This is a genomic window from Streptomyces sp. NPDC001108 (assembly GCF_053598535.1).
In genome coordinates, this window is the sequence record NZ_JBSFKL010000003.1 from 62,141 (window position 1) to 85,410 (window position 23,270).

Annotated in this window: 11 protein-coding genes; 1 reads left to right on the top strand and 10 read right to left on the bottom strand. The window is 73.5% G+C overall.

Annotated features, from left to right (window positions below; translation table 11 throughout):
• Positions 1 to 9: 9 nt before the first annotated feature.
• From ACWC97_RS08830 to ACWC97_RS08865, 8 genes are all read right to left on the bottom strand, one after another.
• Positions 10 to 1,725 (bottom strand): ABC transporter ATP-binding protein, encoded by a 1,716-nt coding sequence (locus ACWC97_RS08830; protein WP_352280204.1) that lies wholly within the window; start codon positions 1,723 to 1,725, stop codon positions 10 to 12.
• Between the two features lies 1 nt (position 1,726).
• The gene (locus ACWC97_RS08835) at positions 1,727 to 12,652 is read right to left on the bottom strand and encodes an amino acid adenylation domain-containing protein (protein WP_450648278.1); all 10,926 of its coding nucleotides are present in this window, start codon (positions 12,650 to 12,652) and stop codon (positions 1,727 to 1,729) included.
• Positions 12,653 to 12,709: 57 nt separating this feature from the next.
• Positions 12,710 to 14,506 carry an ABC transporter ATP-binding protein gene (locus tag ACWC97_RS08840; protein ID WP_352280202.1) on the bottom strand — a complete coding sequence of 599 codons (1,797 nt, stop codon included), beginning with the start codon at positions 14,504 to 14,506 and terminating at the stop codon, positions 12,710 to 12,712.
• Positions 14,507 to 14,552: 46 nt separating this feature from the next.
• Complete coding sequence (locus tag ACWC97_RS08845; RefSeq protein ID WP_450648280.1) at positions 14,553 to 15,602, bottom strand: iron-siderophore ABC transporter substrate-binding protein; 1,050 nt, start codon at positions 15,600 to 15,602, stop codon at positions 14,553 to 14,555.
• Between the two features lie 147 nt (positions 15,603 to 15,749).
• Positions 15,750 to 16,589 carry an ABC transporter ATP-binding protein gene (locus ACWC97_RS08850; RefSeq protein ID WP_352280200.1) on the bottom strand — a complete coding sequence of 280 codons (840 nt, stop codon included), beginning with the start codon at positions 16,587 to 16,589 and terminating at the stop codon, positions 15,750 to 15,752.
• A gap of 26 nt (positions 16,590 to 16,615) precedes the next feature.
• Positions 16,616 to 17,665, bottom strand: coding sequence for a FecCD family ABC transporter permease (locus ACWC97_RS08855; protein WP_352280223.1), 1,050 nt, complete (start codon positions 17,663 to 17,665; stop codon positions 16,616 to 16,618).
• A 95-nt stretch (positions 17,666 to 17,760) separates the two neighbouring features.
• Positions 17,761 to 18,819 (bottom strand): FecCD family ABC transporter permease, encoded by a 1,059-nt coding sequence (locus ACWC97_RS08860; protein ID WP_352280199.1) that lies wholly within the window; start codon positions 18,817 to 18,819, stop codon positions 17,761 to 17,763.
• An 11-nt stretch (positions 18,820 to 18,830) separates the two neighbouring features.
• Positions 18,831 to 20,189, bottom strand: coding sequence for a lysine N(6)-hydroxylase/L-ornithine N(5)-oxygenase family protein (locus ACWC97_RS08865; protein WP_450648283.1), 1,359 nt, complete (start codon positions 20,187 to 20,189; stop codon positions 18,831 to 18,833).
• Between the two features lie 277 nt (positions 20,190 to 20,466).
• Here ACWC97_RS08865 and ACWC97_RS08870 point away from each other — a divergent pair, with 277 nt between their 5' ends.
• A complete protein-coding gene (locus tag ACWC97_RS08870; RefSeq protein WP_450648285.1) occupies positions 20,467 to 21,414 on the top strand; it encodes a methionyl-tRNA formyltransferase in 948 nt (315 codons plus the stop codon).
• 39 nt (positions 21,415 to 21,453) lie between these two features.
• Here ACWC97_RS08870 and ACWC97_RS08875 read toward each other — a convergent pair whose 3' ends face one another.
• Positions 21,454 to 22,044 (bottom strand): hypothetical protein, encoded by a 591-nt coding sequence (locus tag ACWC97_RS08875; RefSeq protein ID WP_385216143.1) that lies wholly within the window; start codon positions 22,042 to 22,044, stop codon positions 21,454 to 21,456.
• A 14-nt stretch (positions 22,045 to 22,058) separates the two neighbouring features.
• The gene (locus ACWC97_RS08880; RefSeq protein WP_352280195.1) at positions 22,059 to 23,222 is read right to left on the bottom strand and encodes an ROK family glucokinase; all 1,164 of its coding nucleotides are present in this window, start codon (positions 23,220 to 23,222) and stop codon (positions 22,059 to 22,061) included.
• Positions 23,223 to 23,270 lie beyond the last annotated feature (48 nt).

Below are 23,270 nucleotides of genomic sequence, written 5' to 3' on the forward strand. Positions count from 1 at the left end.
CCGGTCCGGTCATCGCGCCACGGCCAGGCAGTACCCCTCGTCCCCGGCCAGCAGGTTGCGGTGGGTGTCCTCGGCGGTGATCACCCCGTCGTCCAGGACGAGCACCCGGTCGGCGGCGTCCAGCAGGGCCGGGCTGCTGGTGATCACCACCGTGGTGCGGCCCCGGCGCAGCTCGGCGACCCGGCGCGCGACGAGCTGTTCGGTGACCGCGTCGACGGCCGTCGTCGGGTTGTGCAGCACCAGCACCTCGCTGTCGGCGGCCAGCGCCCGGGCCAGCGAGAGCCGCTGGCGCTGCCCGCCGGAGAGGTTCGCCCCCCGGTCCCGGACCGGGTGGTCGAGCCCCTCGCGGTGCAGGGCGACGACATCGGTCAGCAGCGACGCCTCGACCGCCTCGGCGACCGACCGGCTGGTGCCCGACGGGTCGATGTTGGACCGGAGGGTCCCCGCGAAGATCTCCCCGTCGTACGGGTTGACCAGCATGTAGGCGCGCACCGCCTCGACCGACAGCTCCGCCAGCCCCCGGCCGCCCACCACGACCCGTCCCGGGTACGTGCCCGGCGGGGCCTTCAGCGCGAGGACCTCCGCCAGGTCGGCCGCCTGGCGCGGCCGGTACGCGGCGATCGCCACGAACTCCCCGGCGGCCACCTCGAATCCGATGCCGCGCAACGACCCGTGGTGGACGGAGTCGAGGACGAGGGCCCGCTCCGCGTCCCCGGCAGGGCTCCCCTCCCCCGGGGCCGTGACCGGCGGCGCGGCCAGCACCAGTGCCATCCGCTCGGCCGAGGCGCGCGCCGTCATCACGTACTTGGGCATCTCGGAGAACATCTTGAGCGGCTCGATGATGAACTGGGCCAGGCCGACCGCCATGACCAGCTCCCCGATGGTGATCCGGCCGTCGAACGCCAGCCAGCCGGCCGTCAGCGAGACGGCGGCGGCCAGCACCGCGTTCAGGGCCAGTGCGGCGCCCGCGTAGGCGCCGTTGGCCCGGGCGACGGCGACCGCCTGGTGCCGGGCGTCCGCACTGACCCGCCGGTAGGAGCCGAACGCGGCGTGGTTGCCGCCGAATCCGTGCAGCGGGCGCAGGCCGATGATGAGGTCGGCGACCTTGGCGCCGGCCCGCGCCACCCGGGCCTGCTGCTCCCGGGTCCGGGCCCCGATCCGCTTCGACAGCACCGCCAGGACCGAGAGGATCGCGACGGTCCCCACGATCACCAGCAGCCCCAGCCGCAGATCGGCGAGGCCCAGCGCCACCGCCGCGACCACCACCGCGACCAGCGAACTGACCAGCAGCGGCACCACCTCGACGATGTCGGCGGTCTGGTCGGCGTCCTCGGTCGCGATGGTCAGCACCTCGCCTGACTTCAGGTCGACGTCCCGGGCGACCGGCTGGAGCCCGCAGGCCGCGACCCGGACCCGCCAGCGGTGCGCCTCGGTGGTGTTGGCCTTCTGCAGGACGCGCATCCCGAACCGCCACGACAGCGAGACCGTCGTGATGATCACGGCCAGTGCCCCGATCGACAGCGCGAGCGCGGCCGGGCTCCGGTCCTGGAGGGTGTGCTCGACGATCAGGCCGAGCGCGATCGGGAAGGCGGTCTCCCCCGCCTGGTAGAGGCCCATGAGGAGGGTGCCCCGGGCCATGGCGCCGGTGTTGCGGCGCAGCGCGGTGCGCAGGATGTCCGCGCCGGTACGGGGTGGCGCCTCGGGGGTGGGGGTGCGGGGCGGCATGTCAGGAGCTCTCGTCGAGGTGGCGGGCGATGGCTTCCGGGGTTCGCAGGGTCAGCAGGTCGCGGATGGTGACGACGGGGCCGTACTCCCGGCGGAGCATCCCGGTCAGCCGTACCGCCAGCATGGAGTGGCCGCCCAGGGCCACGAAGTCGCTCACCGCGCTCACCTCGTCGTCGTCCAGGTCCAGTGCCTCGGCGAAGAGTTCGCAGACCGTGGTCTCCGTCTCCGTCTCCGGGCCGCGTTCGGCCGCGGTGGTCAGGGCGCCGAGCGGCCTGGCCTCCGGCAGGGCCCTGGTGTCGGCCTTCCCGTTGACGGTCAGCGGGATGGCGTCGACCCGGGCGTAGTGGGTCGGGCGCAGGAAGTCCGGCAGCCGGGCGCCCACGTCGGCGGCGACCCGGGCCAGATCGGCGCCGTCGAGCACCAGGTGGGCGGCGAGCCGGTACCCGCCGTCGACGCCCGGGGCGGGCTCGGCGACGACGGCGGCGAACCGCACCGCCGGATGCGCGGCGAACGCGGCCTCCACCTCGGCCGGTTCGACCCGGTGGCCGCGGATCTTGACCTGCTGGTCGGTCCGGCCGAGATAGGCGAGGTTGCCGTCGGGGCGGCGGACCACCAGGTCGCCGGTGCGGTACATCCGCTCACCGGGCCGGCCGAACGGGCAGGCCACGAAGTGGCCGGCGGTCAGGGCGCTCTGCCCGAGGTAGCCCCGGGCGATCCCGGTGCCGGAGACGTACAGCTCGCCGGGGACCCCGTCCGGCAGCGGGCGCAGCCACGGGTCGAGCACGTACACCTCGGTGTTGTCGATGGCCACGCCGACCACCGGGTCCTCGCAGTCGAAGGTGCCGACGCCGAGGGTGTTGATGGTGTACTCGGTGGGTCCGTACAGGTTGTAGCCGACGGTCTCCTCGGTGTCGATGAGCCGTTGCCACAGCTTGGGGGTGACGGCCTCGCCGCCGAGCAGCACCAGGGCCGGCCGCCGCCCGGGGTCGTCGAGCAGCCCCTCGGCCACCAGTTGCTGCGCGTACGTCGGGGTCACGTTGACGACGTCGATGCCGTGGTCGCGGCAGTACTCGACGAGCCGGGGGGCGTCGCGGCGCAGCTCCTCGTCGCAGATGTGCACCTCGTGGCCGTCGGCGAGCCAGAGCAGCTCCTCCCACGACATGTCGAACGCGAACGACACGGTGTGCGCGACCTTGAAGACCCGGTGGCCGTGGTCGGCAAGGACGGGTTCGAAGATCCGCCGCTGATGGTTGATCAGCATGTTGGTGAGTCCGGCGTACTCGGTCACCACGCCCTTGGGCTTCCCGGTCGAGCCGGAGGTGTAGATGGTGTACGCGGGGTGGCGCAGCCGGTCCGGGTCCTCGGGGGCGAAGGTGGTGTACGGCTCGGCGGCGGGCAACGGGCGGTCCAGGACGATGCGGTCGCCGCCGATCCGGTGGGCCACCGCCTCGACGGTGAGGACGGTGTCGGGGCGGGCGTCCGCGACGATGGCGGCGATCCGCTCGTCCGGGTGGTCCAGCTCCAGCGGTACGTAGGCGGCGCCGACGCGCAGTACGGCGAAGAGCGCCACGAGGAGGTCGAGCGAGCGCGGTACGGCCAGGCCCACGGTCCGCTCCGGCCCGATGCCGCGTGCGGCGAGTACGCCCGCCAGTCGACGGCTGCGGTCGCGGAGTTCGGCGAAGGTGAGGCCGGCGCCGTCGGCGACGAGCGCGGTCCGGGACGGGGTGCGGCCGGCCGCGCGGTCGAAGCGGTCGACGACGGTGTCCGTGCCGATGCCGGTGCGCGGGGCGGGTCCGGGGGCCGGGGCGGCCCCGGGGAGCGCACCGACGGGTCCGGTGGAGCGGGCGAGGTCCGCGAGGACGCGCAGGTAGTCGTCGAGGAGGCGGCGGGCACCGGCCGGGTCGTCGTCGCGGTGCTCCAGCTTGACGGTGAGCCGTTCGCCCGGGGTGACGACCCAGGTGAACGGGTAGTGGGTGGAGTCGTCGGCGCGTACCGCGGTGATGCCGTGGCGGGCGTTCATCGCGGCGAACGCCTCCTGGTCCAGGAAGTTCTGGAGCACGAAGAGGTTGTCGAACAGGGTGTCGTGCCCGGCGGCGCGCTGGATCTCGCCGAGCCCCAGGTGCTCGTGGTCCATCGCCTCGACCCGGGCCGTCTGCACGGACGTCAGGTAGGCGCCGACCGTGTCGCGGGGCCGGGCCCGGGTCCACATCGGCACGGTGTTGAGGAGGACGCCGACGATGTCGGAGTGGCCCTCGCCCTCACGGCCGGAGACGGTCACCCCGAAGACCGCGTCCTCCCGGCCGGTGCGGGCGCCCAGGAGCAGTCCGAGGCCGCCGGTCAGCACCGTGTTCAGGGTGACGCCGTGGGCGGCGGCCGCGTCCCGCAGCGATTGGGAGAGCTCGGCGGACATGGTGTGCGTCAGGGCGTGCGGCAGGGTCTCGGGGAGATCCGGGGCGGCCGGGGCGAGCAGGGTCGGTCCGGACAGTTCCGCCAGGTGGCCGGCCCAGAACCGGTGCGCCGCGGCCGGGTCCCTGGCGGCCAGGGTACGGGCGTACTCCTCGAAGCCGGGCACGGCGGGGGTGGCGGCGAGCGGCTCGCCCGCCAGGACGGCCTCGTACGCGGCGAACAGGTCGCGCAGCACGATCTCGCGGGACCAGCCGTCCCAGAGCAGCAGGTGGTAGCTGAGCAGCAGCCGGTCCCCGCCGTCGGGCGGCCGGACCACGGTCAGCCGGATCAGCGGCGGCTCGCCCGGGTCGAAGCCGGTCTCCCGGTCGCGGGCGCGCAGTTCCTCGGCCGCGGCCGCGTCCGCCACCTCGACCGTGCGGACGGCGACCGTGCGTCCGGCGCCGAGGAGCTGGACGGGGTCGCCGTCGTCGTCGGTGGTGAATCCGGCGCCGACGACGGGGTGCCGGGCGATCACGTACGCCATCGCCCCGGCGAGCGCGTCGGGGTCCAGGCGCCGGTCGAAGGTGAACCAGCTCTGGGCGACGTAGTGCCCGGCCGTCCCCGCCAGTTGGGCCTGGAAGTACAGGCCGCGCTGGAGGGGCGTGACGGGGGCGGTGCGCTCGGCGGTGGCGGCCGCGTCGGCGATCCGCTCCAGGGCCCCGAGCCAGTGCCCGGTGAGGGTGTCGGGGACGCCCTCGGCGAGGGTGAACTCGGCGTGCAGACCGCCGGTGGCCGCGTCGGTCCAGGCGTTGACCTCGACGGCGTACGGGGTGGGCCGCTCGCCGCCGGTGATCCGGGGGACGTCCGATTCGCCGCCCCGGCCCAGGTAGTTGAGGAGCACCTGGGGGTGGGCGGTCAGCAGCGGGGCGGTCTGCGGGTCGAGGTGGCGCAGCCGCCCGTAGGCGAGGTGTCCGCGCTCGTCCGGGCGGCGTTCGGCGACCTCGCGGGCGGCGGCGACCGGGTCGGTGTGCGGGGTGAGCCGGACGGGGGCGATGGAGGTGAACCAGCCGACGGTGCGGCTGTAGTCGTGGTGCTCCAGGACCGGGGTGCGGCCGTGCAGCTCCAGCTCGACGGCGAGGTCGGTGGGGGTGGCCTGGACGGCGGTGAGCGCGGTGCGCAGGGCGCCGCAGAGCAGCTCGGTGAGGCCCGTGCCGAGGGTGGTGGGGGCGGTGCGGGTCAGCCGGTCCGCCGTCTCCGGCGGGAGGACGGCGGTGCGGGTGCGCGGGCGGCGGACCTCGGGCAGCAGGGGTGGTGCGGCCAGGGTCTCGATCCAGTGGCCGAGGCTGCCGGTCTCCCGGGCGGTGTGGGCCGTCAGGGCCTCGGCGTACTCGGCGTAGGAGGTGGTGGGCGGGGCCGGGGTGGTGCCTTCGAGGTGGGCGGCCAGGTCGTCGAGGACGATCAGCCAGGAGACCGCGTCGACGGCGAGGTGGTGCGCGGTGACCACCAGGGTGCGGGTCGGGGCCAGCCAGGAGAACGCGACGAGGCGCCCGGTGGCGGGGTCGAGCCGGTCGGCGGCCTCGTTCGCCGCCGCCGTCGCGTCGGGGGCGGCGCTGGTCACCACGTCGGCCTCGGGGGCGGGTCCGGTGCGCAGGGTCCACACCCCGTGCTCGGTGGTGAGCCGCAGCCGCAGCGTCGGATGGGCGGCGAGGAGGGCGGTCGCGGCCCGCCGCAGGTCGGCCGGACCGATGCCCTCGGCCACCTCCAGGGTCCGGGCCTGGGCGAACCGGTCGAGCGGGCCGCCGAGTTCGCGCTGGCGCAGGATGATCGGGGTGGCGGGCAGCGGGCCGTCCTCCCGGCGGGCCGGCGCGGGGGCGGCGGGCCGGGTACGGGCGGCCAGGTCGGCGGCGAGGGCGCGCGGGGTCTTCAGCAGGAAGACGTCGCGCGGGGCGATGGGCAGGCCGAGCGCCCGGGCCCGGTTGATGACGGTGATGGCGACGATGCTGTCGCCCCCGGCGGCGAAGAAGTCGGTGTCGGCGTCCACGGATCCGCCGGTCAGCACCTGGGCGAAGATCCCGACCAGCGCGGCGAGCGCGTCCTCGGCCACGGCGGGCCCGGCATCCACGACGCACGGGGCCGCCGGGGCGTCGTCGTGCGCGGCACGGGCGGCCAGGGCCGCGCGGTCCAGCTTGCCGTTGACGGTCAGCGGCAGGGCGTCCACGGTCAGCACCCGGCCGGGCACCATGTGCGCGGGCAGCGTGGCGGAGAGCCGGGCGGTGAGGTCGGCGGGGGCCCGGCCCACCACATGGGCGACGAGATGGTCCCCGCTCCCCGCCACCGTGACGGCGGCATCCACCACCCCGTCGAGCGCCCGGAGCGCCGCCTCCACCTCGCCTGGCTCGATCCGGAACCCCTTGAGCTGCACCTGGTCGTCGGCCCGGCCGACGAACTCCAGCTCGCCGTCGAGGGTACGGCGGGCCAGGTCGCCCGTGTGGTACATGCGGGAGCCGTCGGCGGCGAACGGGTCCGCCACGAACCGGCCCGCGGTGAGTCCCGGCCGCCCGAGGTAGCCGAGCGAGAGCTGGTCGCCGGAGACGTAGACGGCGCCCGTCCGGCCCGGCGGGACCGGGCGGAGCCGGTCGTCGAGCAGGTGGACGGTGAGGCCGGGGACCGGGCCGCCGATCGGGCTGACCTCGGTGCCGGGCTCGAAGTCCGTCCCGGTCAGCACCCGGTGGGTGACATGGACGGTGGTCTCGGTGATCCCGTACATGTTGACCAGTTCGGGGGTGCCGGTGCCGTACCGGCCGACCCAGCCCCGCAGCCGTGCCGGGTCCAGCGCCTCGCCGCCGAAGACGATCCGGCGCAGTGCGGTGAGCGGTGCGGCGGCGAGCCGGTCGGCCTCGATGAACCGGTGGAACGCGGACGGGGTCTGGTTGAGGACGGTCACCGCGCGGTCCCGGACCAGCCGGTGGAAGTCGGCCGGGGAGCGGGTCAGCGCGTAGTCGGGGACGAGCAGTTCGCCGCCGTGGACCAGCGCCCCCCACAGCTCCCAGACCGCGAAGTCGAAGGAGAAGGAGTGGAACTGCACCCAGACGTCGTCGGGGCCGAAGCCCATGGCGGGCCGGGTGTGGGCGAGGAGGGCGACCACGCTCGCGTGCGGCACGGCGACGCCCTTGGGGCGGCCCGTGGAACCGGAGGTGTAGATGATGTACGCGGGGTCCCCCGGGCGCGGGCGGGTGACGGGTACGGGGGCGGCGGGGGCGGGTTCCCCGCCCTGGACGAGGATCCGGGCCGGTACGCCGGTCCGTTCCAGGAGGCGGGCGAAGCGGCTCCGGTGCTCCCGGTCGACGAGCACGGCCTGCGGGACGCAGTCGGTGAGGACGTACCCCAGCCGCTCGTCCGGATAGGCCAGGTCCAGCGGTACGTAGGCGCCGCCCGCGGCGACGACGGCGGTCAGGGCGACGACCTGCTCCAGGGAGCGGGGCACGGCGACGGCGACCAGACTCCCGGGGCCGACCCCGGCCGCCCGCAGGACGTCCGCCAACTCGTCCTTGGCTTGCATGAGTTGGCCGTAGGTGAGGGATCGGGTGGCGCCGTCGAGGGCGCACTGGGTGACGGCGGTGGCCTCGGGGTCGCGGCGCGCCGCGGCGTCGAGGAGGACGTCGAGCGTTCCCGTGGCCCGCTCCGGGAGCGCGGCGGGGGCGGCGGTCACCGCGCGGACCGGGACGTCCGGGCGGGTGAGCAGGCTGGTGAGGGTGCGGGTGAAGGTGTGCAGGATGCCTTCGGCGCTCGCGGGGCGCAGCAGGGCGCCGTCGTGGATGAGCCGGAAGAGGGGACGGCCGTCGGGGGTGCGTTCCACCACCAGGGTCAGGGGGTAGTGCGGGGCGCCCTCGTTGGTGATGCGGGTGATGGCGAGGTGGTGGCCGGGGGCGCGCAGGGTGTCCGGGTCGGTGGCCACGTCGAAGACGACGAGGGTGTCGAAGAGCGGTCCGGTGCCGGCCCGGCGGGCGATCCGGGCCAGGGAGACGTACTGGTGGTCGCGGACCGCCTCCTGGTGGGCCCGTACGGTGGCGAGGAGTTCGGCCGCCGTGGTGGTGGCGGTCCAGCGGGCGCGGACCGGGACGGTGTTGATGAACAGGCCCACCATGTCGGCGATGCCGGGGAGTTCGGCGTCGCGTCCGGAGACGGTGGAGCCGAACACGACGTCCGTGGTGTGCAGGAGGCCGCCCAGGGTGAGGGCCCAGGCGCTGTGCACGGCGGCGCTCAGGGGGACACCGGCCGCGCGGGCGGCGGTGTCGAGGTCGCTCCCGGCCTCGGCGGTGGTGTCGGCGAAGTGCTCGGAGGGGGTGTGCCCCTCGGCGACGAGGGAGGGCCCGGGCAGTCCGGCGAGTTCGCCGTGCCAGATCCGTTCGCTCTCCTCGTGGTCGCGGGCGGCGAGCCAGCGGGCGTGGGCGCGGTGGTCGCCGAGCGGGTGGGTGGTCCCGGGGGCGTGGTACTCGGCGAGCAGGGCGCGGAGCATCGGGGGGACGGACCAGCCGTCGGCGACGATGTGGTGCACGGTCTGCACCAGGACATCGCGCCCGGCGCCCGCGCGGATCAGCGTGTAGCGCATGAGCGGCCCGGTGGCCAGGTCGAAGCCGGAGCGGCGGTCCTGTTCGGCGTAAGCGCGGATCTCCTCGTCGGTGATGCCGGGGCGGTCCAGGACGGTGAACGGTGCCTCGGTGCCGCTTTCCAGTACGGCGACGACGCGGCCGTCGGCGAGGGCGGTGAACCGGGCGGCCAGGTTGGGGTGGAGGTCGAGCAGCCGGGTGGCGGCCGCCGCGAGCCGGTCCGGGTCGGCCTCGCCCTCCAGGGTGAGGAGCTGCTGTTCGACGTAGCTGCCGGTCGTCTCGTCGTCGAAGACGGAGTGGAAGTAGAGGCCCTCCTGGAGCGGGGTCAGCGGGAGGATGTCGAGCAGGGCCGGTCCGTCGAGTTCGTCGACGTCGGCCTGGGTGAGGGGGACGAGGGGGAAGTCACCGGGCGAGTGGCCGCCCTCCTCCAGGGCGGCGAGCCCGGTGAGCGCGGCGTGGAAGTGGGTGCCGAGGGCGGTGATGTCGTCTTCGGTGAACCTGCCCTCGGCCCAGGAGACGGTGGTGACGAGCCGGTAGGCGCCGTCCTCGCCGGGTTCGGCGATCGCGTTGAACTCCAGGGCGCGCGGCAGCTGCATACCGGGGTCCCGCTTCTCCCCCAACTGACCTGTACTGCCGGTCAGTTGCCAGTCACCCGGGGTTCCCGCGTCGAAGCGGCCCAGGTAGTTGAAAAGGACCTGCGGGGCGGGGGTGGCGGGCAGGGCTCCGGTCAGATGGCGCAGGACGCCGTAGGAGAGGCCGTTGCGGGGCACCGCGGCGAGCTGGTCCTTGACCGCCTTGAGGGCGGCGGCCAGCTGTCCGGGGTCGGTGGGGTCGGTGGCGGCACCGGGGTCCACGGTGACCGGGAACAGGGTGGTGAACCAGCCGACCGTGCGGGAGAGTTCGGGCTCGAACCCGGCGGTGTCGGCCACGTGTCGGGCCTCGCGGCCGTGCCCCTCCAGCTCGATGCGGGCGAAGCTCTGGTCCTGGCCCAGGTCGCGGCGGAAGCGGGCGAGGGCGACGGCGAGGGCGGTGAGCAGGACGTCGTTGACGCCCGCGTGGAACGCCGCGGGAACGGGGCCGAGCAGGGCGGCGGTCGCGTCGGGGTCCAGGGTGAGGGTGCGGACGCGTTCCCGGGCCACGGTGTCGGCGTCCTGTGGCGCGCGGCGGGCGAGGGGGGCGTCGGGGCCGGGCAGTGGCGTGTCGTAGTGGGCGCGGTCGGCCTCGAATCCGGCCCGTTCCAGCAGCTGGGTCCAGCGGCGGAACGACGTTCCCGTGGGCGGGAGTTCGACGGGGGCGCCCTCGGCGTACCGCCGCCACGCGGTGGCCAGGTCGTCCATCAGGATGCGCCAGGAGACCCCGTCGATCACCACATGGTGGGCGACCAGGACGAGTTGGCGGTCGGCGCGGCGCCACACGGCGCGCAGCATGACCCCGGCGTCCGGGTCGAGTGCCCTGGTGGCGAGTGCGACGCAGTCGGCGGCCGGGAGGTCGCTCTCCTGCCAGACGGGGCCGGCGCCCCGGGCGGGTCCGGGGATGTCGAAGCCCCAGTGCTCCCCACGGACCAGCCGGGCGCGCAGCATGGGGTGCCGGTCCAGTACGGCGGCGAGGATCGTGTCCAGCGCCTGTCCGGTCAGCTCCGCCGGAGTGTTGAGGACGACCGACTGGACGAATCCGTCGATCGCGTCGGTGGTTTCGCCGAGCCACCGCACGACCGGCAGTCCGGTGACGGGCCCGGTGGCGAGGTCGCCGTGGTCGACGGCGGCGGCCTCCTCCCGGCTCGCCACCGAGGCGAGCGCCCCGAGGCGGCTGTGGGCGAAGATCTGCCGTGCGGTGACGTGGAGGCCCCGCTCGCGCAGGGCGCCCAGCAGCGAGATGGCCAGGATGCTGTCGCCGCCGAGCTGGAAGAAGTCCTGGTCGGTGCCGGTCCGTTCGAGTCGGAGCACCTTCGCGGCGGCGGCGCACACCAGCCGCTCCTCCTCGGTGACGGGCTCGGTCGCGCCGTCCGTGGCGATCACGGGTTCGGGCAGGGCGCCCCGGTCGAGCTTGCCGTTCGCGGTGAGCGGGAACTCGGTGAGGACCACGAGGTGGGCGGGGACCATGTACTCGACCAGGTGCTCGGTGGCCCACTCCTTGACGGCCTCGGCCCGCAGCCCCTCGTGGCCGGCGGCCGGGATCACGTAGCCGGTCAGGTAGGTACCGCCCGCCGTGTTCTTCCTGGCGACGACGCAGCTGTGCCGTACGCCGGGGTGTTCGGCGAGGGACGCCTCGACGTCCTCGGTCTCCAGCCGCATGCCGCGGATCTTGATCTGGTTGTCGGCGCGGCCGAGGAAGTCCAGGGTGCCGTCCGGGGCGAAGCGGGCCAGGTCGCCGGTGCGGTAGAGCCGGGAGCCGTCGTCGGCGAAGGGGTTGGCGACGAACCGGGAGGCGGTCAGGGCGGGGGCGTTGACGTAGCCGCGGCCCAGCAGGAGGCCGCCCGCGTACAGTTCGCCGCCGACGCCGACCGGGACCGGGCGCAGTTCGTCGTCGAGGACGTACAGCTGGGTGTTGGGGTTGGCCCGGCCGATCGAGGTGGAGAGGCGTTCGGCCTCGCCCCGGTAGATGACGTGGGAGACGCCGATGGTCGTCTCGGCCGGTCCGTAGCCGTGGTAGAGCGGGATGTCGAGCCGGGCGCGGAACCGCTCGTACAGCTCGGGAGTGAGCACCTCGCCGCCGCACCACACGTGCCGCAGGCTGTCCAGGCGGCCGGAGTCGCCGGCGATCTCCAGCAGGACGTCCAGCATGGAGGAGACCAGATAGGCGAAGGTGACGCGGTGTTCGGCGATCACGCCGAGGAGGTGGTGCGGGTCGCGTTCGCCGCCGGGGCGCAGGATCACCAGCCGGCCGCCGGAGACCAGCGGCAGGAAGATCTCGTTGATGGAGATGTCGAAGGAGAGCGGTGCCTTGAAGAGCGAGGCGTCGTCGTGGCCGAAGTGCAGGATCTCCTCGACCTGCCACAGGAGGCGTTCGCTGATCGCCTCGTGGCGGATCATGGCGCCCTTGGGGCGGCCGGTCGAGCCGGAGGTGAAGATCACGTAGGCCAGGGCGGTGCCGGGGACGGTGATGTCCGGCGCCTGGTCCGGGTGGTCCGCGAAGGCCCAGTCGTCGAGGTCGACGGCGACCGCCTCCGGCTCCCCGTCCGGGTGCTCACCGGTCGTGCCGAGCTGGAGCGCGACCCCGGCGTCCTCGACGACGACGGCGCGCCGGGCGGCGGGCCACTGCGGGTCGAGCGGGACGAAGGCGCATTCCGCCTGGAGCACGGCGAGGAGCCCGATCACCATCTCGGCGGACCGGCCGAGCGAGATGCCGACGACCTGTTCGGCGATGAGGCCGCGCCCGATCAGGTGATGGGCCAACTGAGCCGAGAGGGCAGCGACCTGTCGGTACGTCAGGACGCGGTGCTCGTCGATCACCGCGACGGCGTCCGGCCGGGAGCGGGCCTGCTCGCGGAACATCTCCATGAGGGTCGGGCGGGGCCGGTCGGCCCGGTTGTCGTTCCACCGGGCCAGGGCTTCGAGCCGGGCCGCCGCGTCGGACGGGGCGATGGTGCCGAGGGGGCGGTCGGGGAAGTCGGCCAGGTCGTCCAGGGCGAGCTGCGCATCGGCGGACGGAACGCCTTCGGGGGCGGCGACGGGGAGGCCGTCCGCCCCGGCCGCCCAGTCGTCCCCGTCGAACGCCCCGTCGGCCGCGCCGTTCTTGTCGACCTGTCGGAGGAGGTCGGGGAAGAGGGTGCCCGGGGTGAGGTCCATCCCGTCGGGGCCGAGGCCGGTCGCCCAGTACGACAGCCCGATGGCACAGGCGGTGGCGACGGTCCGGTCGCCGTAGTCGCCGGTGCGGCGGCGCAGGCCGGCCAGGCGGGCGGGGGAGAGCAGTACGCGCGGGGCGGTCGGTTCCGTCATCGAAGACTCAGCATCCTTCCGAGGTATGCAAGTTAGCCTAACCTAACTAAGGCTTACCTAACTACCCTCTCGCCAGGCCCGCCACAGGCGCGCGTACCGGCCGTCGAGAGCCACCAACTCCGTGTGCGTGCCCTCCTCCACGACCCGCCCCGCGTCGAGCACCGCGATCCGGTCCGCCGCCATGGCCTGGGTCAGCCGGTGCGCCACGAAGAGCGTCGTCCGGCCCTCGCAGGCGGCCAGCACCGCCCGTTCCAGCTCGGCCGCGCCCTCGCTGCCCGCCTCGGCGGTCGACTCGTCGAGCACCACCACGGGCGAACGGCCCAGCACCAGCCGGGCCAGCGCGATCTGGGCGACCTTGGTGACGTCGAGGCGCTCACCGCCCTCGCCGACGGCGGTGCGCACCCCGTCCGGCAGCGACTCCACCCAGCCCTCGGCACCCACCGTGCGCAGCGCGGCCAGCAGTTCGGCGTCGTCAGCGCCGGGGGCGGCCAGCCGCAGGTCCTCGGCGAGCGGTCCGGAGAACACATGCGTCTCCTGCGTCAGGATGGTCACCAGGGAGCGCGCGGCGGCCTCGTCCAGATCCGCGAGATCGTGCGGCCCGATCCGGACCGAGCCGGACCCCGGCCTGCCGATCCCGGCGATCAGCGCGGCCAGCGTCGACTTCCCGGCCCCGGTCGCCCCGACCAGGGCGAGCGAGCCGCCGGCCGGGATGGACAGACCGACGTCCCGCAGCACGGGCTCCTCGGTACCGGGGTAGCGGAACGTCAGCCCGCGCACCTCCACCGGGAGCGGGCCGCCGTCGCCCCGCGCGGCGGAGGCGTCGCCCACCAGCCGCTCCTCGGCGGGCTCCCCCACCACCCCGACCAGCCGGGTCAGGCTCGCACCGGACTTCTGCGCCTCGTCGAAGGTGAACATGATGGCGCCCAGCGGGGTGAACAGCCGGTGGAACATCAGCGGGGCCGCCGACACCTCGCCCAGACTGGCGGCCCCGGCCTCCAGCAGGACGTACCCGACGACGACGATCAGGGTCAGACCGATGAACTCGGCGCGGTTCTCCCGGCCCACGAACCGGCCGAAGAACCGGAACACCTCGACGCCCAGCTCGCGCACCCGCCACGACTCCCGGTCGACCTTCCCCCGGAAATCCTCCTCCAGCCGGTAGGCCCGGACGGTGTCGATCCCGTTCAATCCGCTGATCAGGGCCTGCGCCCGGTCGGCCTGGGCGATCCGCTGGCGGCGGTAGAGCGGCGCGGAGCGGGGCAGGTACCAGCGCAGCGCCAGCGCGTACGCGGGCAGCGCCCCGGCGCCGGCGAGCCCCAGGCGCCAGTCCAGGCCGAACATGCCGGCCGTGGCGATGACCACCAGCACCCCCGCCGAGAACACCGTGGGGATGGCGGCCCGGATGCCTTTGGAGATGACCGCCACGTCGTCGCCGACCCGGGAGAGCACATCGCCCCGGCCGACCTCCTCGACGCGGGCGCTCGGCATGCCCAGCACCGCGCGGACCGCGCCCTCCCGCAGCCGGGCGAGCAGATCGGCACCCAGCCGCCCGATCAGGTACGTGGACGCGGCGGTGACCACCGCGCCGAGCAGCGCGGCGGCCACCATCAGCCCGCCGATCCCGACCAGCACCGAGGACGGCTCGCCGCCGGTCACCCCGTCCACCACCCGGCTGAGCAGCAGCACCGGGAGGATCTGGAGCGCGGCACCGACGACCGTGGTGAGGACGGTGGCGGCCGTGAGCCAGGGGGCGCGGCGGCAGTGCGCCGCGACCCAGCCGACGGCCTCGCGCCCCGTCGCCGTACGCAGGGTCGCCGGGGCGGGGGCGGAACCGGGGGCTGGGACGGTACTCACGCGCGAACCGAATCTCTGCGGGGACGGGAGGGTCCGGACGGCACGGCTACGAGGCCGACTTGACGAGTTCGTCGATCGCGTACGGCAGGGACAGCAGGGTGCCCTGGGACATCGCCGCGCCGACCGCCGGGCCCTCGCTGTCCAGCAGGTAGGACACCTTGCCCTTCTTGACCGCGGACAGGTTGGCGAACAGCTCGAACTTCTTCAGCGCCTCGGTGTCGGCCTTGTCGTTGACGACGAAGATCCGGTCGACGTCGACCAGGTCGACCCGCTCCGGGGAGAGCGTGGTGTAGAACTTGCCGCCGGCGACCTCGTCGATCCTGGTCTGGTAGGCGAAGCCGGTGCCCGTCACCAGCCGTCCCCGTACGTCGGTGGAGGAGAACGGCGCGACGGAGTCCTTGTACCAGGACAGGACGACGGCGGTCTGCTTCGCGAACTCCGGATGGGCCTTCTTCGCCGCGTCGAGCTTGCCCTGGATGCCCTGGACCAGCTTCCTGCCCTCGGCCTCCTTGCCGAGCGCCTTGGCGATGTGCACCGCGTTGTCCTGCCACGGGGCGCTGAAGGGCTCCTTCTCCCCCTTGGTGCGGCCGACGGTCGGGGCGATCTTCGAGAGCTTGTCGTAGGCCGCCCGGTCGATCTCGGAGTAGACCGCGATGATCAGGTCCGGCCGGAGGGAGGCGATCTTCTCGTAGTTGGGGCCCGCGTCGCCGTTGCTCATGACGACCTCGGGGCGGGTGTCGCCCCACTTGTCCTTCACCCAGGGCCACTGGGTGTTGATGTCGGGGGACTTGCCCGCCGGGTTCGGGTACTGGTCGACCATGCCGACCGGCTTGACACCGAGCGCCAGGACGGCCTGGTCGTCCGTGTAGCCGACCGAGACGACGCGCTCGGGCGCCTTGGTGATCTCCGTGGACCCGAACGCGTGCTCCACGGTGACCGGGAAGGCGCCGGTGGAGGCGGCCGGGGCGTCCTCGCCCTTCGACTCCGCCGTGTCGGAGCCGCAGCCCGTCAGGAGGCCGACGCCGAGCGCCGCGGCGGACAGTACCGCCGCCGTCCGCCGCCAGGACCGCACCCGCGTCGTTCGATGGAGAAGCATCCGGAATCCCTTGCTTTCATTCGGCCCGCCGCGTCTCGCACCGAGGGCGGCCGGACCCTGTCCCACTTCAGTAAGGCTAGCCTAGCCTAAGTTTCTAACTCTCTTCCATGGGAACCCCGTTGGGGCGTCCGGTTGATTGACGGCCGGTCAGGTTCCGGCGTGCGTGCGGCCGATCGGAACGACGAGCGGTCGGCCGCCCACCGGGTCGTCGATCACCGCGGCGTTGAGCCCGAAGGCCTCCCGCAGCAGCTCGACGGTGATCACCTCGCGCGGGTGCCCCTGCGCGAGCACGGAGCCCGCGCGCATCACGACGAGGTGGTCGCTGTAGCGGGCGGCCAGATTGAGGTCGTGCAGCACCATGACCACGGTGCGACCCGACTCGTGCAGGTCGTCCACCAGATCGAGCACGTCGACGGCGTGGGCGAGGTCCAGATAGGTGGTCGGCTCGTCCAGCAGCAGCAGATCGGTGCCCTGCGCCAGGGTCATGGAGATCCAGACGCGTTGGCGCTGCCCGCCGGAGAGCGAGTCGACCGGGCGGTCGGCGAGGTCCGCGACCCCGGTCATGGCCAGCGCGCGCGCCACCACTCCGGCGTCGTCGGACGACCACTGCCGCAGCCAGCTCTGGTGCGGATGACGCCCCCGGGCGACCAGGTCGGCCACGGTCAGCCCCTCCGGCGCGAGCGGCGACTGCGGGAGCAGCCCGAGCTTCCGGGCCACGTCCCTGGTCCGGAGGCCGGCGATGTCCTCGCCGTCCAGCACGACCGTCCCGCCGTCCGGCCGGAGCAGCCGGCTCAGGGTGCGCAACAGGGTCGACTTCCCGCAGCCGTTGGGGCCGATGATCGTGGTGATCACCCCGGTGGGGACCTCCACGTCCAGCCCCTCGATGACGGTGCGCCCGCCGTACCCGACGGTGACGCCCCGGGCCGCCAGTCGCGGGGCGGCGCTCCGGTCCGCCTCTTCGGCCGGGGTGATGAACCGCGTGGCCACAGGGCCTCCTTGTCCGAGTCTCGTCCTCATGTCCGTGCGGCCTGCCTCAGGTTGGCCCGTACCAGCAGCCACACCAGGAACGGTCCGCCGATCGCCGCGGTCACCACACCGACCGGAAGGGAGACCGGTAGCGCGGTACGGGCGATCAGGTCCGAACCGGTCAGCAGCACCGCCCCCACCAGCCCGGAGGCCACCAACGGCGGGGTGGGGAACCGGGCCAGACGCATCGCCACCTGCGGCGCCACCAGCGCGACGAACGGCACCGGCCCCGCCGCGCTCACCGCCACCGCGGCCAGCAGCACCGCGCACAGCAGCAGGAGTGCCCGCACCCTGCCGTACCGGACGCCCAGCCCGGCTGCGATGTCGTCGCCCAGGTGCATCGGCTTGAACGGGAACGCGGCCAGCGCCACCACCACGATCAGCCCGAGCACGCACCAGGCCGCCACCCGCACGGACTCCCACGACCGGTCGTCCAGCGAACCGACCAGCCACGCCTGGGCCCTGGCCACGTCCCGGATGTCGGCCGAGACCAGCAGCCAGGTCGTGAGCGCCTCCATCACCGCGCTCACCGAGATGCCGATGAGGACGAGCCGGAAGCCGTCGATCCCGCGCCGCCAGGCCAGGAAGTACACCAGCAGTCCGGTGGCGAGGCCGCCCGCCAGCGCGGCCAGCGGCAGCCCCACCGAACCGAGCACCGCCGCCGCGGCCCCGCCCGACACCGTCACCAGGAACACCGCGACCGTGCCCGCTCCCCCGGTGATGCCGAGGACGTCCGGGCTGGCCAGCGGGTTGCGCGCGACGGACTGGGTGATCGCCCCGGAGACCCCGAGCGCGACCCCCACCACCAGTCCGGCCAGCGCCCGCGGCATCCGCAGGTCCATGACCACGAACGCGTCGACCGGCTCACCCCGGCCGAGCACCGTGGCGATCACCCGGGACAGCCCGATCGGGAAGTCCCCGACACCGATGGAGAGGCAGAAGAGCAGAAAGGCCGCCGCCGCCAGCACCAGGGTGACCAGGACGAGCCACGGCCGCCACACGAACGACACCCGGCCGAGCCGCACGCCCGCCGCCATCGGCGGGTTCGCCCCCGCTGCGTCCGTACACCCCGCCCCGTTGACGGGTTCCGGCCCGTTCGCGGGTTCCGCAGCGTTCATGCGTTCCGTCGCGTTCATGCGTTCCTGAACTTTCCGCGCCACACCAGGACCGCGAAGAACGGGGCTCCGAGCAGGGCGACCACGATGCCCGCGTCCAGCTCGCCGGGGCGGACCACGATCCGGCCCACGATGTCGCAGACCAGCAGGACGACCGCGCCGAGCAGACCGGCGTACGGGACCAGCCAGCGGTGGTCCGGGCCGGTCAGGTACCGGGCCACATGGGCCACCATCAGCCCGAGGAAGGCGATCGGGCCGCAGGCGGCGGTGGCCGCCCCCGCGAGCAGGGTGACGGCGGCGATGCCGAGGGTCCGGCTCCGCGCGATGTTCACGCCCAGCCCCCGGGCCACGTCGTCGCCCAGGCTGAGCAGGTTGAGGGAGGGCAGGACGGACAGCGCGAGCACCAGCCCCACCGCGACGAAGAGCCCCACCGGCCCGATGACGTCGAAGCCGACCCCGGCGACGGAGCCCGCGTTCCAGAACCGCAGCGCGTTCATCGACTTCTGGCTGGAGAGCGCCACGGCCGTGGTCATCGCCGCGAGGAAGACCGTGACCCCCTGCCCGGCCAGGGCCAGGGTCAGCGGATTGCCCGCTCCCCGGCCGATGCTGGCGAGGCCGAAGACGACGACCCCGCAGAGCGCCGCCCCGGCGAAGGCGAACCAGACGTACTGGAACGGGTCGGCGAAGCCGAACACGGCGATCACCGACACCACCGCGAACGACGCCCCCGCGTTCACCCCCACCAGCCCGGTGTCGGCGATCGGATTGCGGGTGAAGCCCTGGATCAGCGCGCCGCCGACCCCCAGCGCCACTCCGGCCACGATCGCGAGCACCGTCCGGGGCACCCGTACGGTCTCCACGATGAGCCGGATCTCGGTGAGCCGGTGGTCGGACCCGGGGGCGGCGGACAGCCCGTGCCAGACCTCGGCGGGGGTCAGCGCCCGGGCACCGACGGCCAGGGACACGGCCGCCGCGACGGCCAGGACCGCCAGCAGCGCGGCGAGCCCGGCCCCCCGCCGGTGACGGGGGGACGCGGCGGGCCCGTTCGTCGGGCGCTCGACTGCGAGGGTGCGCATCTCGGCGGTCGTTATCCCTTGGTTCCGGTGCCCTCGGCGACCGGACGGGCCGCTCCGGCGGTGGAGGTGACGCCCCGTTCGAGCAGCGAGTCCAGGATCTCGCCGACCCGGACCGCGGTGTTGGAGAGCAGGGAGGTGGTGATGCCGTGGGTGTGCTCCGTACCGCCCTGGAGGTAGATCCCGCAGCGCAGCGCCGGGTCGGTGGAGACCCGGTAGTCGCGCTCGACGCGGACCCGGCCCTCGTCGTCGCGCAGGCACAGGTCGGCGACCTCGCCGAGCAGGCCGAGCGGGTCGGCGGGGCGGTAGCCGGTGGCGAACACCACGACGTCGGCGTCCAGTCGGGTCTCCTCGCCGGTGACGAGCGAGACCACGTCGGCCCGGACACCGTCGGGCGTCTCCTCGACGCCGCCGACCCGGGACACGTTGAGGAAGCGCAGCCGCTCGGTGCCGAGGACCTTCTCCTGGTACATCTGCCGGTACAGGTCGTCGATCAGGTCGATGTCCACCACGGAGTAGTTGGTGTTGCCGTGGTAGGCCATCAGCCGGCTCTTCACGCTGTCGGGCGCGGCGAAGTAGTCGTCGACCGCGCCCGGGTCGAAGATCCGGTTGGCGAAGGCGCTGTCGTCGGCGGGGCTGTAGCCGTAGCGGGAGAAGACCGCGCAGACCTCGGCGCGGGGGAAGCGCCGGTGCAGATACGCGACGTTCTCGGCGGCGCTCTGTCCGGCGCCCACGACGACGAAGCGGGTGGGCGAGGGCGAGGCGGACTCCAGGGCGTCGACCTTGCGGAGCAGGTCGGAGTTGTGCCAGACCCGCTCGCCGCGTTCGACGCCGGGCGGCATGACGGGGCGCAGCCCGGTGCCGACGACGAGGTTGCGGGCCCGGTGGACCGACAGCCCTTCGGCCGAACGGACCGTCACATCCAGGTACTCCACGGCGTCTTCGCGGACGACGGGGGTGACGGCGACGACCTCGTGGCCGTAGGAGACCATGCCGTCGACCTTGGCCGCGGCCCACTCGAAGTAGTCGTGGAACTCCACGCGCAGCGGGAAGAGGTTCTTGTGGTTGATGAAGTCGATCAGCCGGCCCCTGCTCTGGAGGTAGCAGAGGAAGCTGAACTCGCTGGCCGGGTTCCGGAGCGTCACCAGGTCCTTGAGGAAGGAGACTTGCATGGTGGCGTCGTCGATGAGCATGCCGCGGTGCCAGCCGAAGCTCGGCTGTTGCTCGAAGAAGTGGGCGGTGACCGGCCCCTGGCCGCCGGCGCGTGCGTTGTGCTCGCTCAGCGCGATCGCCATGGCCACGTTGGACGGGCCGAAACCGATGCCCATCAGATCGTGGACCACTGGTGTGTCGCCAGGAAGAACCGGTGACATGTCACTCCCATTCGTGCGGGGAAGCCGCCTGTCGGGCGTCGGGGGAACGTGCGGAGGGTGGGCACGGCGACAACGCCGCCCACCAGGAACTTAGGTGAGCCTAAGCTAATCCTGTCCACCTGTCGATAGGGAACCCCACCCCCGGGTATCGACTTCGCGTCAACTGGAGCCCGAATTACCCCTGTTGCAAACTAAGGTAAGCCTTGCTTTACTTACGGCGCTTTGGTTACGGCACCGCGCTCGCGGCCGAACCGTCCCTGCCCTGAGGAGGAACCCCATGCGGGTCGTCATGTTCGGTTACCAGACCTGGGGGCACCGCACCCTGCAAGCCCTTCTGGACTCCGAACACCAGGTGGTCCTGGTGGTGACGCACCCCAAGAGCGAGCACGCGTACGAGAAGATCTGGAGCGACTCGGTCGCCGACCTCGCCGAGGCCCACGGCGTCCCGGTGCTGATCCGCAACCGGCCGGACGACGAGGAGCTGTTCGAGCGGCTCAAGGAGGCCGATCCGGACATCATCGTGGCCAACAACTGGCGGACCTGGATCCCGCCGCGGATCTACGGCCTGCCGCGCCACGGCACGCTCAACGTCCACGACTCGCTGCTGCCGAAGTACGCCGGGTTCTCGCCGCTGATCTGGGCCCTGATCAACGGCGAGACCGAAGTGGGCGTGACCGCGCACCTGATGGACGAGGAGCTGGACGCCGGTGACATCGTCCGGCAGGAGTCCGTCCCGGTCGGCCCGGCGGACACCGCCACCGACCTCTTCCACAGGACCGTCGACCTGATCGCGCCCGTCACCATCGGCGCGCTCGGCCTCATCGCCTCCGGGCGGACGGAGTTCACCAAGCAGGACCGCTCGCAGGCCAGTTTCTTCCACAAGCGGTCCACCGAGGACATCCGCATCGACTGGAACTGGCCCGCCGAGGACCTCGAACGGCTCGTCCGCGCCCAGTCCGAGCCGTACCCCAGCGCCTTCACCCACCACCGGGGCAAGCGGCTGGAGATCCTCGCCGCGGTGGTCTCGCAGAACCGGTACGGCGGCACCCCCGGCCGGATCTTCTACCGCGAGGGCGAGGGCGTGGTGATCGTCGCCGGGGCGGACGCCCGTACCGGACGCAACCACGGACTGGCCGTCACCCGGGTGCGCACCGAGGACGGCCGCGAGCTGCCGGCCGCCGAGTACTTCACCACCATGGGCGGCTATCTGACCGCCCGGCCCTGAGCCGCGCCCGCCCGGCGCCCGCCCGGCCGGGGCACCCGGTCAGGGCGTGGCCGCGGACACCACGTAGACGACCGGGTTCATCGGGTCGGACATGTTGACCATGATGTCCTGGGTGGGCCGCGGCTTCCCGTTCACATGCCGGGTGCCCGCCCACTCGGTCCCGGCGGGGAACGACCAGTCCGCGATCTTCAGATCGCGGGGACCGATGGTCTCCTTGCCGGGCTCCAGGTTCGAGCGCCCGCTGCCCAGCCGGCCCAGGAAGCGGTCCAGCCCGGCGGAGGTGGTGCGGAACTCCACGTACAGCCGGCTGGTCTTCCAGTTGTTGGTCTCGTAGTACCGCACGTCCAGCGAGTTGCCGGGCATCGGCAGCTCGTAGATCCGGCGCTGCAACCGCGAGGGCCAGCCCTCCCGGAGCCCCTGCGCGGAGGCCTCGGCCTCCTTGTTCGCTCCGGAGCGGCGGCTCTGCCCGGCGGAGATCAGCAGATACCCGGCCGGGACGCCGATGAGCAGCACGATGATCGTCGCCGTGATCAGCCGGCGACGGATCGTCCGGCGCCGGTCCTGCGGCGGCCGGCCGTCGTCGGGCGGCGTCGACTGGCGCGGCAGGACGGGGTGCTCGGCAGCGGTCATGTCTCTCGAGGTCCCTAGGAGGTGCGGGTGGAGCGGGTGGAACGGATGGTGTTCGCGGCCTGGTCGTAGATCTGGGCGTAGCGCTCATAGCGCTCCACCCGGCGCCGGTTGGCCCGGCGGAATCTGCGGGCCACCAGCCGGGCCAGGTCCGCGGCGCCGACCATACCTGCCTCGGGGCCGAGCTGGGCGCGGGCGATCCGGGCCTCCGGCCGGTAGCCGCGGCCGGTGAGGTGGCGCTTGAAGGCGTCCCGGGCCGGGCCGATGAGCAGGTCGTCGGCGGCGCTGACCCCGCCCCCGATGACGAAGCAGGACGGGTCGAGCGCGGCGGCCAGGTTGGCGATGCCGACGCCGAGCCACTGCCCGATGTCCTGGAGCAGCTCGACGCACATCGCGTCGCCCTCACGGGCCAGTTCGGTGATCAGCGGGCCGGTGATGTCCGGGATGTTGCCCTTGACCCGTTCGATGATGCCGTGCGCCACCGGGGAGTCCGCCGCGGCCAGCTCCCTGGCCTCCCGGACCAGTGCGTTGCCCGAGCTGTACTGCTCCCAGCAGCCCCGGTTGCCGCAGGGGCAGCGGTGCCCGCCGGGCACCACCTGCATGTGGCCGAACTCACCGGCCACCCCGTACTTGCCGCGCTTGACCTGGCCGTCCTCCAGGATCGCGCCGCCGATGCCGGTGCCGAGCGTGATCATGACGAGATGGTCCTCGCCGCGGCCCGCCCCGAACCGCCACTCCGCCCAGGCGGCGGTGTTGGCGTCGTTGTCGACCATGACGGGGACGGCGAGCCGGGAGGCGAGGGCGTCGCGCAGGGGCTCGTCGCGCCAGGCGAGGTGCGGGGCGAAGAGCACCTTGGAGCGGTCGGCGTCGACCCAGCCGGCCGCGCCGATCCCCACCGCGTGCACGTCGTGCCGGTCGGACAGGTCGAGCACCAGCTCGACGATGGTGTCCTCGACGACCTTGGGGCTCTTGGACTTGTCCGGCGTCTCGGTGCGCAGCTGCTCCAGGATGGTGCCGTCGGCGTCGACGACGCCCGCCATCACCTTCGTACCGCCGATGTCGATGCCGACGGTGGGGACCCGCGGTGCCGTGAGGTGCGAGCGCCGCTCCCGGGTGCCCACGGTCCGCAGGACGGTGGCGCGGGCGGAGCCGCGGTGGGTGAAGTCGCGGTACGTGCTCATCGTCCCTGCGGGGTGTTGGGGAGCCGGGGGCGGTGCTCCCGGCGGCGG

Coding starts and splice junctions, on each gene's coding strand:
- ACWC97_RS08830 (WP_352280204.1), bottom strand. CDS start 1,725: ATGCCGCCCCGCACCCCCACCCCCGAGGCGCCACCCCGTACCGGCGCG.
- ACWC97_RS08835 (WP_450648278.1), bottom strand. CDS start 12,652: ATGACGGAACCGACCGCCCCGCGCGTACTGCTCTCCCCCGCCCGCCTG.
- ACWC97_RS08845 (WP_450648280.1), bottom strand. CDS start 15,602: ATGCTTCTCCATCGAACGACGCGGGTGCGGTCCTGGCGGCGGACGGCG.
- ACWC97_RS08855 (WP_352280223.1), bottom strand. CDS start 17,665: ATGGCGGCGGGCGTGCGGCTCGGCCGGGTGTCGTTCGTGTGGCGGCCG.
- ACWC97_RS08860 (WP_352280199.1), bottom strand. CDS start 18,819: ATGCGCACCCTCGCAGTCGAGCGCCCGACGAACGGGCCCGCCGCGTCC.
- ACWC97_RS08865 (WP_450648283.1), bottom strand. CDS start 20,189: ATGTCACCGGTTCTTCCTGGCGACACACCAGTGGTCCACGATCTGATG.
- ACWC97_RS08870 (WP_450648285.1), top strand. CDS start 20,467: ATGCGGGTCGTCATGTTCGGTTACCAGACCTGGGGGCACCGCACCCTG.
- ACWC97_RS08875 (WP_385216143.1), bottom strand. CDS start 22,044: ATGACCGCTGCCGAGCACCCCGTCCTGCCGCGCCAGTCGACGCCGCCC.
- ACWC97_RS08880 (WP_352280195.1), bottom strand. CDS start 23,222: ATGAGCACGTACCGCGACTTCACCCACCGCGGCTCCGCCCGCGCCACC.